Below are 15,621 nucleotides of genomic sequence, written 5' to 3' on the forward strand. Positions count from 1 at the left end.
GGGGGCGAAACGTCCCTCCCGACCCAGGACGCACCCCGGACGCACTCGGACCCGCAGGCACGGGAAGCCTGCGGGTCCGAGTGTGTGGGGGGTGTGTCAGCCGATCTCGGTACCGGTCGCGGAGAGCGCCTCCGTGACCGGCTGGAAGAACGTCTCGCCACCGGAGGTGCAGTCGCCGCTGCCGCCGGAGGTGAGGCCGATCGCGTCGCCGCCCGAGAAGAGCGAGCCGCCGCTGTCTCCGGGCTCGGCGCAGACGTCGGTCTGGATGAGACCGTTGACGATGTCGCCGCCGCCGTAGTTCACGGTGGCGTCCAGGCCGGTGACCGTGCCGTCGTGCACCTGGGTCGTCGAACCGCTGCGGGTGACCTCCATGCCGACGGTGGCCTCGGCCGCACCCGTGATCTCCTGGGCGGAGCCGTTGTAGAGGTTGACCTCGCTCGGGTGGTCGACGTCGGCCGTGTACTTGACCAGGCCGTAGTCGTTGTCGGGGAAGCTGGAGTCCTCGTTGGTGCCGATCTCGTTGCCGCTGGAGTCCGACCAGGTGGAGATGGACTCGGTGCAGTGGCCCGCGGTCAGGAAGAACGGTTCCCCGCCCTTGACCACGTTGAAGCCGAGGGAGCAGCGGCCGCCGCCCCCGGTGATGGCGTCGCCGCCCGCGATGAAGGGCTTGAACTCACCCTTCGTGCGCTTCAGTTCGGCCTTCGCACCGAGACCGTCGACCACCTCGGTGAGCTTGGCCCACTCGGCCTCGGAGACCGTGCGGTCCGCGGTGACGACGACCTTGTTGGTCCTCGGGTCGGTCGCCCACGAGGTGCCGGGGATGGTGGCGTCCTCCTTGAGCGTGGTACGGGCGCTGCTCAGTTCGGCGAGGGAGTTCTCGACGACGCGCGCCTTTGCTCCGGCCGACTCGACGGCCTGGGCCGCCGCCTCGTCGAGCACGTTCACCACGAGGTGCCTGGCCTTCGCGTCGTAATACGTTCCCGCCGCGTCACCACCGAGGTCCTCGCCGAGCATCGAGGCGAGGTTTCCGGCCGCCACGGCCGAGAGGATCTTGAGGTCGGGGGTCTTCGCGTTCTCGCTCGCGTTCGCAGTCTGGAAGGTGACACCCGCGGCCACCAGTGTGGCGATACCCGCTCCTGCCACGGCCGCGCGTCGCCTGGGTATGCGTCGGTGCTTCAACTCACGTCCTCCTGTGGGGGGTCGGTTCCGGAGGTTGTGGGGACCGGAGGAACCGAAGGGTGGGCACGGATCTGCTGCCCGAAAAGGGCGCGTCCATGCCAACGGACGACGCCCACTATTCCGAGGCCCCCAGGGAGCACACAAGGCCGACTTCAGGACGCGCGCGCGTCAACCGGTGTACGCCCCTTACTGCTTGACGCGCGTAAACCTGCGGAGGCCACACCCGGTGGGTCCCCACTGCAAACACAACAACCGAGGGTTATCCCTGTGCGGTCGGCGGGGTCTAGTCCTGTCCGGATGTCGACCCATCGGGGTCCGGATTCAACCGGGGCTCAAGGGGCGGCAGTTGCTCCTGCACCGGTTGCTCCCGAACTTGCGAACCTGCCTGTGGACCCGTCTGCTGACCCGCCTGCTGACCTGCCTGCGGACCCGTCTGCGAACTCACCTGCGGCATCTGCTGGGGCGCCTGCTGCACTGGGCGTTGCTGCGCCACCTCAGGCCCCTGCTGGGCCCGTTCCAGGAACCGCAGCAGCTCCACGGGGAAGGGCAGGACGAGCGTGGAGTTCTTCTCGGCCGCGACCGCCACCACGGTCTGGAGCAGCCGCAGCTGGAGCGCGGAGGGAGTGTCCTCCATCTGCTGGGCCGCCTCGGCGAGCTTCTTCGACGCCTGGAGCTCCGCGTCGGCGTTGATGACCCGGGCCCGCCGCTCGCGGTCGGCCTCGGCCTGCCGGGCCATGGAGCGCTTCATGGTCTCGGGCAGCGAGACGTCCTTGATCTCGACACGGTCGATGGTGACACCCCACTCGACGGCCGGGCTGTCGATCATCAGCTCCAGCCCCTGGTTGAGCTTCTCTCGACTGGAGAGCAGATCGTCCAGCTCGCTCTTGCCGATGATGGACCGCAGCGAGGTCTGCGCCATCTGCGAGACGGCGAACCGGTAGTCCTCGACCCGGACGATCGCCTCGGCCGGCGCGGTCACCTTGAAGTAGACGACGGCGTCCACCCGCACGGTCACGTTGTCCCGCGTGATCCCCTCCTGTGCGGGCACCGGCAGCGTCACGATCTGTATGTTGACCTTCTGCAGCCGGTCGACGAAGGGCACGATCATCGTGAACCCCGGCCCCCGCACATGCGACCGCAGCCGCCCGAGCCGGAACACCACCCCCCGCTCGTACTGCTTCACCACCCGGGCCGCCGACATCACGTACACCGCGCCGACGGACGCGAGGGAGACTCCCGCGACGACCAGCTCCTCGACCATGTCGGCCCCCAGGGTCCGAAGTCGGAGTGTGAGTGCGGAGTACGTGCGTGCGCCGGAGTACCTGCGGGCGCTTCGGAGTACGGGCGCGCACTCCGCATGTCCTTCGACGGTAACTCCGTCACACGGACAAGCGGGAGCCCCCGCACGGCACTTGCCGTGCGGGGGCTCGCCTGCTGCTGGCCGCAGGTTCTGCCGCGCGATAGCCGAAGCGTCCTCCGGCCGTGCGCACCGGTCAGAAGACGTTGACCCCGTAGGCGCTCAGGGCCTCGGTGACCGGCTGGAAGAACGTCGTGCCGCCGGAGGTGCAGTTGCCGCTGCCGCCGGAGGTCAGACCGTAGGCGGTGCCGTTGCTGCCGTAGAGCGGGCCGCCGGAGTCGCCGGGCTCGGCGCAGACCGTGGTCTGGATCATGCCGTAGACGATGTCACCGCCGCCGTAGTTCACGGTCGCGTTGAGGGCGGTGACGGACCCGGTGCGGGTGCCCGTCGTGGAACCGGTACGGATCACGCTGGTGCCCACGCTCGGGGTGGCCGCACGGGTGATGTCCACGTTGCCGGCGGTGCCGGACTTCGTGACGGACGTGTTGGTGTACCGGACGATGCCGTAGTCGTTCGTCGGGAAGCTGGAACCCGAGGTGGTCCCGAGCGTCGTGGCGTGCCCCGAGTCCGACCACCAGGTGCCGGCGCCGTCGGTGCAGTGACCGGCGGTCAGGAAGTAGTCGGCTCCGCTGCTGTTCTTCACGTTGAAGCCGAGGGAGCAGCGCCAGCTACTCGCGTAGATGGCGTCGCCACCCTTGATCAGCTTGTTCATCTTGCCCGGGGTCCGCTTGATCGTCAGAGCACCGGCGTTGCTGCCGGCCGCGTCCTTGATCTTCTTGATCTCGGCCTGGGAGACGGTGCTGTCGACCGTGACGAGGACCTTGTCGGTCTTCGGGTCGATCGCCCAGGCGGTGCCCGGCACATCGGCCTCAAGGATGGAAGAGCTGGCGCTCTTCAGCTGGGCGGTACTGAAGGTCTGCACGTCACTCGCTTGCGCGGTGGGGACCGTGACGGCGGCCGCGGCCACGAGTCCGGTCGTCACGGCGATCAGCCGAGTCCGTCTCGCAACGCCGCTACGGGGGGTGGTGCGCGTGATCCTCACAGTTCGTTCCCTCCTGAGGGAAGTCGGGGGCCCGCCGTGGGGTTTGGGGCCCGTGAGGCGCAAGTCAAGGAATGCGTCCGGATTCCGAACACGTCGTGCCCCTGACAAGGCGCTGAGGGGAGTATTCGGTCAGGCGGGCGAGTGACGCAAGAGGGCGTTCGGACGCATGAAAATCAACTGGCCCATTATCAGCGGCACTTGATCTCACAACAGGCCATGTGAGGATTCTGTGCAGGCCCTGAGTCGCGCCTGAGCGGCCCTCTGAGTGGACCAGTGTGTTTTCCTTTGTGGCGGTCGGAGCGGATTGCGCAACCGGCGTCTTACGCGGCGCGTTGGGCGAGTTGCCGGGGTGGGGATCACGCCGCGGCGCGGCAGGGCAGTGCGCTCAGGAATTCGAGCGCGGCCCGTGCCGTCGCGTCGTTCTGGCGGAACGCGGGCCCACCGGTGCGCGGCCGGGTGAACGCGCCCGAGCCCCGGGCGTCGGTGTGCGGGCCGAGTGCGAAGCGCCGTGGGTGCGGGGCGCCGGAGCGGTCGAGCACCCGGCCGTCGGCGGGGTCCACGGCGAGCAGTCCCTCGGCGGTGGCGGCGGCCCCGTCGGCGTACAGCGCGCGCAACAGCGTGTCCCGGGTGCGCTCGACCGTGGGGCGGGGCAGCCGTGCTTCCACCAGCGCACGGGCCCGGACGGCGGCCCCGGGCACACCGGCACCGCGCGCCGTGAACACACCGTCCTCGGCGGTGACGGTCGTCTCCGCGCCGAGGAAACGCAGCACTCCCGCCCGGGACAGCGCGAGCATCTGCCGCAGCCGGGGACCGGGCGGCCCGGAGGCCAGATGGCTGAAGAACCCGTGCCACCAGGGCCCGATGTCCCCGAGCCGCACCAGTTGCCCGTAGACGGACAGCAGCCCGAGGAAGACGGCCTGGTCCTGGCTGCGCAGCGGGTTGTGACGGCGGTCCAGGTCGTCGCGGATGTACGTCCGCAGCTCGTCCTGGAGTTCCTCGTACGATCCGCAGCGCAGCCCGTCGAGGGGACGGTCGAGCGCGGTGAGGTCGAGCCGGTCGGCCGGGTCGGGCACGGCGGACGCGACGAGCGCCGCCACCTCGGCACCACTCGCGGCAGACGCGTACTTCTCCTCGAAGCCGGACCAGGCGGCCGTCGTCCGCTCGGGATGCACCGAGAACAGCCGGTGGTAGTGCGCGAACCCCAGCTCCTTCTCCACCAGGGGCCACACGTCCCGCCGGAAGTCGAACTTGTCGGGCCGTGCGAGCAGCGCGTCCACCTCGGCCGACCCGAAGAACCGTGGCAGCGGCGGCCGTTCGCCCTCCCAGTCGTAGCCGATCTTGGAGTGGTAGGGCACCCCGCGCCGGGAGCCCACGTACAGGACCGGCTCCCGCCCCGACGGCAGGTACGTCGGCTCCCCCCGGCCGTCGTCCTCGTAGCGCCCGCCCCGGCCCTCGGTCAGCAGCACCATCAGGTCGACGAACGCGAGTCCGAAGCCGCGCACGAGGACGGGTTCGCCGGGCGCCAGGGCGGACAGGTCGCTGTCGGCGGTGAAGTCGGGCGGCAGGTACACCAGACCGTGCTCCCGGGCGTACGCGGCCAGCGCGCGCTGCTCCTCGTCGGGTTCGGCGTCGAGGTGACCCAGCGTGAGCACCACGAGGTCGGCGGGCAGCGGCCGGGGCCGGCCCTCCAGCCACACCTGCTGGCGCCCCTCGCGCGGTCCGCTCACCCGCAGGGCGCGCCGGGTGTGCCGGTGGACGCGGATGCCCGGCGGCAGGGCGGCGACAGTCTGCTCGTACACCCAGGCCAGGTACGCGCCCTGAAGTTGCCGGTCGGCGAAGGTGCGTCCACCCACGGCCGCCCACTCGTGCAGGGTGGGTCCCGGGCGTACCGGTCCGGCCATGTCCACCGTGTCGTCGGTGAACATGGTGACGTCCTGGGCCTCGGAGTTCATCCACAGCAACGGCGACTGGTCCGGCCGCCAGATACGGCCACCGCCCGGTGGGTACGGGTCCACCAGGTGCACGTCGAGCGCGGAACCGGCGTACAGCTCGGGGGCGTTGGCGGCGATCCGCTCCAGGACACCGGTCCCCCGCGGCCCGGCGCCGACGATGACGAGTGAGGGCGCCGCGTTCTGCGGTCCGGAGATGGCGGTACGGGAAGAGGGCATGTGAAGGCTCCGCGATGCGTCGAGTCGAACACGGGGTGCCTTCACACGGGGGCGTCAAGAGGACGCCGTACGGCCTAGCCCCTCAGCAGGGCCGTCCCTGGAGAGTACGGGGATGTTTCTGTTCACTGTCAAGGCTGTCCATGATGTGAGCGGCCTGTCTCAGATCGGTTGACGCGGAAACGGATGCCTGTTCCACTTGTGCCCATGCATCCGCAGCAGTGGCTGGTCACGCGCTCCCACATCGACTTCGGTCGAGTGTGGTCCTCGTCCTGTTGAGCTGACCCCCTGCTCGCCCGCTCACGACGGGCTTCTTCGGCGTTCTCCGTTCTCGCCTCCGCGTTCCGCCTCACGCCCCGGCGCCATGCCTTCACACACAAACCCCTCGGGGGCAGCGGAAGCGAGAACCTCGGTCGCCACATCGGACCGGCCGGCCGCGTCATTCACCCGTACGCGCTGCTCATCACCCGTCCGCCGAAACAAATATTATTTCACTCACAGTCAGCAGCCATGCACAGCACAGCCCTTGGGACACACGGGCTCTCGACGAACGGGTTCTGCACCAGTACCGTCACGAAACCCCAGCGCGGTGTCCAATCACTTGGCGCGCCATCCGCATCATGGACGACGATAGGGGTGCGGAAAGCAAGAATGACCGCTGTGAGAGGAGGCGTCCATGGGATCGGTGCGCAAGGCGAGTGCCTGGCTTGGCCTCGTCGACGACAACGATGACGAGCGTTACTACGACGACGACTACGCCGAGGGGCAGGAGTCCGGCGATGCCTGGGTCACCGACCCGCGTGTGAAGGTCGCGTCCGAGTCCGCCCACGACAAGGGTCGCCGAATCGGCACGGTCACCCCGGACAGCTTCCGGGACGCCCGGCAGATCGGCGAGCTCTTCCGGGACGGGGTCCCGGTCATCATGAACCTCACGAGCATGGAGCCCGCCGACGCCAAGCGTGTCGTCGACTTCGCGGCCGGCCTGATCTTCGGTCTGCGCGGTTCGATCGAGCGGGTCTCGACCCGGGTGTTCCTGCTGACCCCGGCGGACACGGAGATCGTCAGCGGCGAGCCCGCGGGCCGTCAGTCGGGCGGTTTCTTCAACCAGAGCTGAGCAGGGCGGCTCACCCGCGCCGCCCCGCATTCCGGTGGGGGGATCACCGGAACGCGTCGAGGCCGGTGAGCGCCTTACCCAGCACCAGCTGGTGCATCTCGACGGTGCCTTCGTAGGTGAGCACGGACTCCAGGTTGGTGGCGTGCCGCATGACCGGATACTCCAGGGAGATCCCGTTGGCACCGAGGATCGTCCGGGCGGTACGGCAGATCTCCATGGCCTCCCGTACGTTGTTCAGCTTGCCGAAGCTGACCTGTTCCGGACGCAGCCGTCCCGCGTCCATCCGCCGCCCCAGGTGATGGGCGAGCAGAATCCCCTTGTGCAGCTCGACCGCCATGTCGGCGAGCTTGGCCTGGGTGAGCTGGAACCCGCCGATCGGCTTCCCGAACTGCTCCCGCGTCCTCGCGTAGTCCACGGCGGCCTCGAAACAGGCCCGCGCCGCCCCCATCGCACCCCACACGATCCCGTACCGGGCGTGGGACAGGCAGCTCAGCGGCCCCTTGAGTCCGACGGCCCCGGGCAGTACCGCATCCGCGGGCAACCGCACGTCATCCATGATCAGCTCACTCGTGACGGACGCCCGCAGGGACCACTTGTGCCGGATCTCGGGCGCGGCGAACCCGGGTCGGTCCGTCGGTACGACGAACCCGCGGATCCCCTCCTCGGTCTGCGCCCAGACCACGGCGACCGAGGCGACGGACCCGTTGGTGATCCACATCTTCCGCCCGCTCAGCACCCAGTCCCCGCCGTCACGCCCCGCGTACGTGCGCATCGACGCGGGGTCGGATCCGTGGTCCGGCTCGGTCAGCCCGAAGCACCCGATGACCTCACCGGAGGCCATACGCGGCAGCCATGTCTGCTTCTGCTCCTCGCTGCCGAACCGGTGGATGGCGTACATGGCGAGGGACCCCTGGACGGAGACCAGGGACCGGATTCCCGAGTCGGCCGCCTCCAGCTCCAGACAGGCCAGGCCGTACTGCACGGCGCTGGCGCCGGCACACCCGTACCCGCTGAGGGACATCCCGAGGGCGCCGAGCTCCCCCAGCTCCCGCGCCAGCTCACGAATCCCGGGCAACTCGCCCTTCTCGTACCAGTCGGCAACGTCGGGCAGTACCCGCCGCACGGCCCACCTGCGCACGGTGTCCCGGACGGCGAGATCCTCCGCGTCCAGCAGTTCGTCGATACCGAGCGGATCGGCGGGGTCGAAGGGCGGCAGCTTGGGGGAAGCGGTCATCGGGCGGCCTCCGGCTCAGGAAAACTAGCAGCGCTAGTCCAGCGTCGACGCCGACGTTACGACGACACTTCTTTCCGCCGCAACGGCGAGCAGCCGACGGTGCGGCTGTGGTCCCCCACGCCCGCAAGGCGGTCAGCTCGCCTCAAGGCAGTCAGCTCACGGACGACTCCGCCCGCACCTTCGTGTTCGCCTCCCGAGGCGCGGGCACCGGGGCGACGTCCGCCGATCCCGCCGCGGACGCCCCGCACTCCATGACCCGCGGCAACCGCAGCGCCATCGCCGCGCCCAGCAGCAGCAACGCCGCGCTGACCAGCAAGGTCACATGCAGTCCGTGCACGAAGGAGTCCCGCGCGGCATGGCGCAGCGCCTCGCCCGACGAACCGCCCAGCCGCCCGGCCACCTGGTACGCCTCGCCCAGCGAGTGCCCGGCCGCCATCGAGGCCGACTCCGGGACGCCGGGCACACCGGAGAGTCCGGGGGTGTACGCCGCGTTCATCACGCTGCCGAGCAGGGCGATACCGATGCCCGCGCCGAGCTGGTACGACGTCTCGCCGATGGCCGCGGCCCCGCCCGCCTGGGTCTGGGGCGCCTCGCTGAGCATCGACTCGTAAGCCCCGAAGAGCGTCGTCTCCAGGCCGAAGCCGAGCAGGACGAAGCCGACGAGCAGCAGGGCGGGGTTGTCGTGGGTACCCATCACGGTCAGCAGGACGACCGCGCCCGCCGTGAGGCAGAAGCCCACGGAGACCATGCGGCGGGGCCCGAAGCGGCGCAGCATCTGCGCTCCGAGCAGCCCGGCCGCCATGGCCGCGATCGTGAGCGGCAGCATCCGCAGGCCGGTCTCCAGCGGGGACAACCCCAGCACCAGTTGCAGGTACTGCGCCGCGATCAGTTCCAGACCCACCAGCGCGAGCATCGCGAGCACGATGCAGCCGACGGACGTGCTGAACGCGGGGCGCGCGAACATCCGCAGGTCCACCAGGGGGTACGTGCGCCGCTTCTGCCGCCGTACAAACGCGGCCAGCAGCCCGGCGCCCAGCACCAGGGGAAGCAGCGTGTACAGGTCGAACGGGCTGTCCCCGCTGCCGAGCCGCTTCACACCGAGGACGAGGCCGAAGAGACCGGCGGCGGCCATCAGCGCGCCCACCACGTCCCAGGGCCCGTTCCGGTCGCCGGTCGACTCGGGCAGCAGCAGGCGCCCGACCGGCAGGCTGACGAGCATCAGCGGGATGTTGACGAGGAAGACAGAGCCCCACCAGAAGTGCTCCAGCAGGAAACCGCCGAGCAGGGGGCCGACGGCGGCGCCGACCGCGGCCACGCCGGTCCAGACGCCGATCGCCAGCGCGCGCTCGCGCCGGTCGGGGAACACCTGCCGCAGGATCGACAGCGTCGCCGGCATGATCATGGCGCCGCCGACACCGAGCAGCGCCCGGGCCCCGATCAGCATCGAGGCGTTCTCGGCGACGGCCGCCAGGCCCGAGGCGACACCGAAGAGCCCGTAGCCGAGGAGAAGGACCCGTCTGCGGCCGATCCGGTCGCCCAGCGTGCCGAAGAGGATCAGCAGCGAGGCACAGACGAGGGGATAGACGTCGACGATCCAGAGCAGTTCGACGCCGCTGGGCTTGAGGTCCTCCGTGACGGCCGGCACCGCGACGTGCAGCACGGTGGCGTCGACAGCGACCAGCAACAGGCTGGCGCAGAGGACGACGAGGACGACCCAGCGGTTGGCACCGTTTCCGGCCGCCCGACGGCACCGCGCAGCGGCCGTGGTCGTCCCGGACATGTACGTACCTCCCAGATGATCCCTCGCGCTCGGCGGGGCCGCGGGGTGGGGACTCCCCGGCGGCTCGGCCCGGGAGGAGCGGTGTCCCGGGCCTGGGCCCTGTCGTCGAAGTGCCGCCTGCCGCGCGACGTCTGGCGGCCCGCCCTCCGGGCGGACGACGGCACTTCGACGACAGGGCCCGAACAAAGGCGAGTGAGCCGTCAGGGTACGCGAGAACACGCCAGTGGCGCGTGGTGGACCTCTCATGGAACGTTCGGACACCGTGTGGCGTGCGCCACGCTCCGCTCGCCCGTCACGGTTCACCACGCCCGAAATGGCCGCCCGGTTCCGGGTGGCCTTGATAATCGAGCGCGTGACCGACCTTGCAACGCGCCCGGCGCCACCCCTCCTCGGAAGGGCCGCCCCCGCCCTCCTCGGGTACGCCGCCGTGCGTGCCCTGGGCCTCGTCACCCTCGCCGTGTGGAGCGCGGCACGCGACAAGAGCGCGTACACCCTGCTGACCGCCCGCTGGGACTCGCTCTGGTACGTCAGGGTCGCGGACCTGGGCTACGGCTACGAGGTCCGCCTCCCGAACGGCGACGTCCACTCGAACCTCGCCTTCTTCCCGCTGCTGCCCTGGCTGGAGCGGGCCGTGTCGGCGGTGACCCGGCTGGCGTACGCGGACGCGGGCCTCGTCGTCAGCACGCTCGCCTCGCTGGCCGCGGCCTGGGGGATCTTCGCCGTCGCGGACCACGTGTACGGGCGCCGGACAGGGATCTGCGCGGTGCTGCTGTGGGCCGTGCTGCCGATCGGGATCGTGCAGTCGATGGCGTACACCGAGTCACTGTTCACCGCCCTCGCCGCGTGGGCGCTGTACGCGGTCCTGACCGGCCGCTGGGTCACCGCGGGCACGCTCGCCGCGCTCGCCGGGCTGACCCGCCCGGTGGGCCTCGCGGTGGCCGCGGCGGTGTGGGCGGCGGCGCTCGCTCCCTCGTTCGTGCGAGAGTGGAGCGCGGGAGAACCGGACGGCGCCCCCATGTGGCGGCGCGCCCTCGGCATGCTGCTCGCGCCGCTCGGCGCCGCCGGCTACGTGCTGTGGGTGGGGCACCACACGGACAGGGGCCCGTTCGGGTATCTGGACGTGCAGGCGGGCTGGCGCAACGGTTTCGACGGGGGCTACGCCTTCGCCCGGTTCGTCGCCGGCAGGTTCACGTCGTTCCCGTTGGCACTCGCCGGCGTCGGGCTGGTCCTCGGTGTCGCGCTGGTGATCTGGCTGTACGTGGTGTGCGTCCGGCAGCGGCAGCCGCTCCCGCTGCCGGTGTACACGGGCGTCGTGGTCGCGCTCGCCCTGGGCGCGTCCGGCTACTTCGGCTCGAAACCGCGCCTGCTGATGCCCGCCTTCCCTCTGCTGCTGCCGCTCGCCAGGGTCCTGGCCGGGCTGCGTACGACCAGGTCAGGGACGGTTCTCGGGGGAATCGCCGTGGCGTCCGCACTCTACGGGGCGTTCTGGCTGAGCGGCTCCGGTCCGCCCTGACCCTCCCGGCGTCCGTCGGCCAACACTCCGTGAGCGGACGGCGAATTCCACACCAGCATTCGGTGAACGAATCCAAAATAGCCATAAAACCAGGACGCCGAAAGATCAGCGGAATTGAAGGCGGCGCCTCCCGCTGATTACGGATTCCACGAAAATAAACGTCACCCTGAGAGCAATCCCACATCACATCGTCATCACAAAGCGAGTGATTCGGGCCGGGACAGAGCTCACTCGCTGTAACGTCGATTGAGTGTGTACCGAACGTTTCCTGACCCGCCTTGAGCGGGTCTTCGCGCGGCTGGACCGTGAGCCGGAACGACCGGCCCACATCGATGTGCCCGTGATGAGCCGGCACAGGGTGGTGCTCTTCGCCGCCACCCTGGCCTTCTACGCGGCCATCGTGTGGGCCGTGCTCATCACCTCGTGGCTGGTCCGCCTCGACTGGCAGCTCATGTTCTTCCGGCCGTACCAGCAGTGGCCGGAGGTCCACGCGTTCCTGGACTACTACGTGGTCCTCGGGCAGCGCGGCCCCACCGCCGTGATGGTGGCGGCCTGGCTGGGCTGGCGCTCCTGGCGGCAGCACACCCTGCGCCCGCTGCTCGCGCTGGGCGTGTCACTGCTGCTGCTGAACGTCACGGTCGGCGCCGCGAAGCTCGGCATGGGCCGCCTCGGACCGCACTACGCGACCTCGATCGGCTCGAACGAGATGTGGCTGGGCGGCGACATATTTCCTTCGGGCCACACCGCGAACGCCGTCGTGACCTGGGGCATCCTCGCCTATCTGGCCTCCACGCCGAGAGCCCGGCGCTGGCTGTCGGCGCTGTCCGCCGTGACCTCGCTCGGCGTGGGCCTGACCACGGTCTACCTCGGCACACACTGGCTGAGCGACGTCCTGCTGGGCTGGGCCGCCGGTCTGCTGATCCTGCTGGCGCTGCCCTGGTTCGAGCCGCTCATCGCGCGCGCCGAGGCATGGATCCTGTCGCTGCGGGACGCCTGGTGGGCACGTCAGAGCGCTCCGGCCGCCTCTCCCGCGCTCGGCCCCGCTCCGGCGGGCGGGCTCCCGTCGGCGACGGCGTCCGTGGGTGCCTCCCCGCTGCGTTCGCCCGCCCAGGACCCGGCCACGGCCCGCGACACCTCCGTCGCGGCACGGTCCGCCCGGCCGCCGCTGCACCTGTCGTCGGGGCCGCACTCCACACGTTCGGAACGCATCCCGGTCACCCCGGCCGGCAGCCGCCGTCCGCCGCACTCCGACCGGGCACCACGGAGCACGACGTCGGCGCGCCCCGTCGCGGGCGGCTGACACGAGACAGCCACGAGACAGCGGGGCCGGTACACACAACCTCACTCCGCCGACCTCAGCGCACGACGAAGGCCCGGCTCCCTCGGGGGGCCGGGCCTTCGCCTGTGGTCCCTCAGCTTGTCTCAGCCCTTCCAGCAGCGCGTCACACGGCCGTCCCTGACCTCGAAGTTCAGCCGGCCCACGCGGTACTCCATGGTGATGATCGCGCCCGGCGGCAGCGACCGGACCGTGGACCAGCCGTGCTCCCGGGCGCGGCGCTCGGCGCTGCTCGCCTCAAGGCCGACGTAGGTGTCCGGACTGTCCTGGGGCTCCGGGGGCGGAGTGGGGATGGGTGCCATGACGGCCACGTTAGGCGGCGCCCCGCGCGCACGGAAGCCCGGGCCCGCGGAGGCGTTCCACCGCACCGGCCGGGACGGGTGTGGCAGAGGGTCACTGTTCCCCTGCGGTCACACTTGTGTCACAGGACCACGACACGCGTTACGGCCGAACCGCGTCACACGTACGAGCGGTTCCGTACGTGTCACGCCCGCTGTCGTACGTAATTCCCGGCCGACATGACGCCGTCTCGAATAGCACCTCGGAAAACGGGCCGCCGATCGCACGGAGACCGCATTTCTTTCCGATTACCGGTGTTCCCGGGAAGCCCGCGCCGCACAGGCAATACACAGTTAGGCGCAGGCCCAGGACGCCGGGCGGCGATGGGACGTGGCGACGGCCTCCTCGTCGTCGAGCAGTAGCGGGCGCGGCCGGCCGGGCGCGTCACTCGACCGCGGCCACCTTCACCGCGAGGTCGTTGTCCCCCGTGTAATACGGCCCCGCCAGGACCGGGCCGTACTCGGTCTCCAGGGTCGCCTTCGGGTAGGTGAAGATCGGCTTCTTGTCGGCGATGTCGTCGAGGAGGCGCGCGATCCGTACCCGGGGTCCGGTCACCCCGTCCGGCCGGAGCCACAGGTCCCACAGGCCGGGGCGGAGAGCCCGGTACGGCACGGTGAAGCGGAACTCGGACCGGTCGGCGGTGAGACCGGCGCGCACGACAGCCTCCGGTGCCTTCCTGGCCACCAGCTCGACGTACGCGTCCGGCGCCAGCCCGGTGCCGTACACCCGCGCCTTGACGCTCAGCTCGTCCTTGTCCACGAGGATTTCGCCCGCCTCGGCGTGCGGGGCGCGCAGCCAGCTGCGGACGGTGAGGTTGCCGTACCTGGTCGAGTACGGGACGCGGGCGGCGACGTGCCCGTGGGAGCCGTCGGGCACGCGGTCGACGAGGGCGCGCAGGTCGTTGACGCCGGGCGCCAGGCGGCGCGGCTCGTCGTCGGACACCTGAACGTACACGTCCCAGCGGCCCTCGGGGAGCTCGACGCTGCTGGGCAGGGCGGCCCTGAGGCGGCCGTCGGCGGCCGGAGTGAGGGGCAGGCGCACCTCCTGCTCGCTGTCGCGGAGCCTCAGGAGGAGATGGGCGGGCGCGGACTCGCCGCTGTCGGTGACGTCGAAGGTGAGGCCGCCCGCGGAGTCGGCGACGCAGTCGGCACGCGGACCCGGGACGGGGGCCTCGTGGAGGTGCTGGTTCGCTGCGGTGGGAGCCGGCGTCGTCATGCGGTGCGTCCCTTCCCGAAAGCGGTGCGACCCGCGTCCCGTACGGCGTACGCGCCGGCGAGCAGCGCTGCCCGGGTGCGGTGCAGCGAACCGCGCGTCCGCCCGCCCGGCGAGTTCCCGCCACCGGCGAGCAGTGCGGAGAAGAGCGACTCGTGGTGCTCGGCGATGCGGGACGGATCGAAGCGTTCGGAGTCCTTGAGCGCCGCGTGCGCCATCCGCTGCCGCAGCGCGTCGTCGTTGATCAGTTCGAGCAGGCCCTCGGCGATGGCCTGGACGTTGCCGACCTCGACGAGACGCCCGTCGACGCCGTTGTCGATGATCTCGCCGGGCCCGTGCGGGCAGTCCGTGGAGACGACTGGCAGGCCGCAGCGCATGGCCTCGACGATCGTCATGCCGAAGGACTCCATGCTGGAGGTGACGGCGGCGATGGAGCCCTTGGCCCACTCCGGCTCGATGGGGTTGGCCGGACCCATGAGGTAGACGTGGTTGTAGAGGCCCATCCGGTCGATCAGCTCGCGGAGTTTGTCCTTCTGTTTGCCGCCTCCGTAGATCCGCAGGCGCCAGTCGGGCCGCTGGGTGCGTACCGTGTCGAAGGCCCTGATCAGCAGGTCGTACCGCTTGACGGGGGCCAGCCGTCCGGCCGCGACGACCCACTTGCCGGAGCCGTCCGCGGGGTCGATGCCCGGCCGCGGCACCGGGTTGGGCACGCCCTGCACCCGGACACCGGGCAGCCGCATCCTGTCGCGGTACGCGCGGGCGTCGGCCTGAGTGGTCGTGGTGACCGCGTCGAGGCGCGGGTAGAGGCCGCGCAGCGTGGCGCGCAGGGCCGCTGGGTGGCTGTCGAGCGTGAGGTGCTCCTGGCCGACACGGACCGGGCCACGGCGGGTCTCCCGCGCCAGGTGCACGTTCAGGCCCGGCCTGGTGCCGACGACCACGTCCGCCTCGACCGTGGCGAGGTGCTCGGCGATACGCCGGTCCGTGAGGGCGCTGTACTGCTCGTAACGGCCCTCCGCGCGCGGGAAGACGCGCGCCGGGCGGCCCAGATCCGGATCCTCGGCGTCGGCGCCGTCCGGGCGGACGTCGACGAGGTGGCGCACGCGGACCCGCGGGCCGGGCGTGAAGACCGGTTCGTCGCGGTGCCGGAAGACCGAGACGACCTCGACGTCGTGCTGCTCGGCCAGAGCGTTCGCGAGGTTGTACGTGGTCCGGATCGTCCCCCCGATGCCGTATGCGTTGTGTATCAGGAAAGAGATATGCATGTCCCCCGAACCCCCTGTTTCCCTGGTCTCATCCGCCTAGCAGATGGTTGGACCCGGGAACCCCGCACTTGGTTGGGCTTCATCATCA

General features: G+C 70.6%; 12 protein-coding genes. 3 read left to right on the top strand and 9 right to left on the bottom strand.

The window, feature by feature from the left end; all coding sequences use genetic code 11:
- Positions 1-96: 96 nt before the first annotated feature.
- The 4 genes from FPZ41_RS06565 to FPZ41_RS06580 all read right to left on the bottom strand — a co-directional run bounded on the left by FPZ41_RS06565 (position 97) and on the right by FPZ41_RS06580 (position 5,746).
- Entirely contained in the window at positions 97-1,179 is a 1,083-nt protein-coding gene (locus tag FPZ41_RS06565) for a S1 family peptidase (RefSeq protein ID WP_152860016.1), read from the bottom strand.
- Between the two features lie 283 nt (positions 1,180-1,462).
- A complete protein-coding gene (locus FPZ41_RS06570) occupies positions 1,463-2,440 on the bottom strand; it encodes a slipin family protein (protein WP_152860018.1) in 978 nt (325 codons plus the stop codon).
- A gap of 232 nt (positions 2,441-2,672) precedes the next feature.
- Positions 2,673-3,578 carry a S1 family peptidase gene (locus FPZ41_RS06575; RefSeq protein WP_131558918.1) on the bottom strand — a complete coding sequence of 302 codons (906 nt, stop codon included), beginning with the start codon at positions 3,576-3,578 and terminating at the stop codon, positions 2,673-2,675.
- A gap of 356 nt (positions 3,579-3,934) precedes the next feature.
- Complete coding sequence (locus tag FPZ41_RS06580; RefSeq protein ID WP_152860022.1) at positions 3,935-5,746, bottom strand: FAD/NAD(P)-binding protein; 1,812 nt, start codon at positions 5,744-5,746, stop codon at positions 3,935-3,937.
- 673 nt (positions 5,747-6,419) lie between these two features.
- On the opposite strand from FPZ41_RS06580, the gene FPZ41_RS06585 reads away from it, so the two are divergent.
- Positions 6,420-6,857, top strand: coding sequence for a cell division protein SepF (locus FPZ41_RS06585; protein WP_152860024.1), 438 nt, complete (start codon positions 6,420-6,422; stop codon positions 6,855-6,857).
- 43 nt (positions 6,858-6,900) lie between these two features.
- On the opposite strand, the gene FPZ41_RS06590 is transcribed toward FPZ41_RS06585, so the two are convergent.
- Entirely contained in the window at positions 6,901-8,091 is a 1,191-nt protein-coding gene (locus FPZ41_RS06590) for an acyl-CoA dehydrogenase family protein (RefSeq protein ID WP_152860039.1), read from the bottom strand.
- 151 nt (positions 8,092-8,242) lie between these two features.
- Complete coding sequence (locus tag FPZ41_RS06595; RefSeq protein WP_152860041.1) at positions 8,243-9,871, bottom strand: MFS transporter; 1,629 nt, start codon at positions 9,869-9,871, stop codon at positions 8,243-8,245.
- 352 nt (positions 9,872-10,223) lie between these two features.
- Here FPZ41_RS06595 and FPZ41_RS06600 point away from each other — a divergent pair, with 352 nt between their 5' ends.
- Positions 10,224-11,384: a glycosyltransferase family 39 protein gene (locus tag FPZ41_RS06600; RefSeq protein WP_322619892.1), complete on the top strand. Its 1,161-nt coding sequence runs from the start codon at positions 10,224-10,226 to the stop codon at positions 11,382-11,384.
- A gap of 250 nt (positions 11,385-11,634) precedes the next feature.
- Entirely contained in the window at positions 11,635-12,684 is a 1,050-nt protein-coding gene (locus tag FPZ41_RS06605) for a phosphatase PAP2 family protein (protein ID WP_322619893.1), read from the top strand.
- 122 nt (positions 12,685-12,806) lie between these two features.
- On the opposite strand, the gene FPZ41_RS06610 is transcribed toward FPZ41_RS06605, so the two are convergent.
- The 3 genes from FPZ41_RS06610 to FPZ41_RS06620 form a co-directional block, all read right to left on the bottom strand.
- The gene (locus tag FPZ41_RS06610; RefSeq protein WP_131558906.1) at positions 12,807-13,022 is read right to left on the bottom strand and encodes an I78 family peptidase inhibitor; all 216 of its coding nucleotides are present in this window, start codon (positions 13,020-13,022) and stop codon (positions 12,807-12,809) included.
- Between the two features lie 421 nt (positions 13,023-13,443).
- Entirely contained in the window at positions 13,444-14,274 is an 831-nt protein-coding gene (locus tag FPZ41_RS06615) for a hypothetical protein (RefSeq protein ID WP_152860043.1), read from the bottom strand.
- Positions 14,271-15,533, bottom strand: a complete 1,263-nt coding sequence (locus FPZ41_RS06620) for a glycosyltransferase family 4 protein (RefSeq protein WP_152860045.1) — start codon at positions 15,531-15,533, stop codon at positions 14,271-14,273. The genes FPZ41_RS06615 and FPZ41_RS06620 overlap by 4 nt, the downstream gene beginning before the upstream one ends.
- Between the last annotated feature and the right edge of the window lie 88 nt (positions 15,534-15,621).

This window comes from Streptomyces acidicola (genome assembly GCF_009377235.1).
Classification (GTDB): domain Bacteria; phylum Actinomycetota; class Actinomycetes; order Streptomycetales; family Streptomycetaceae; genus Streptomyces; species Streptomyces acidicola.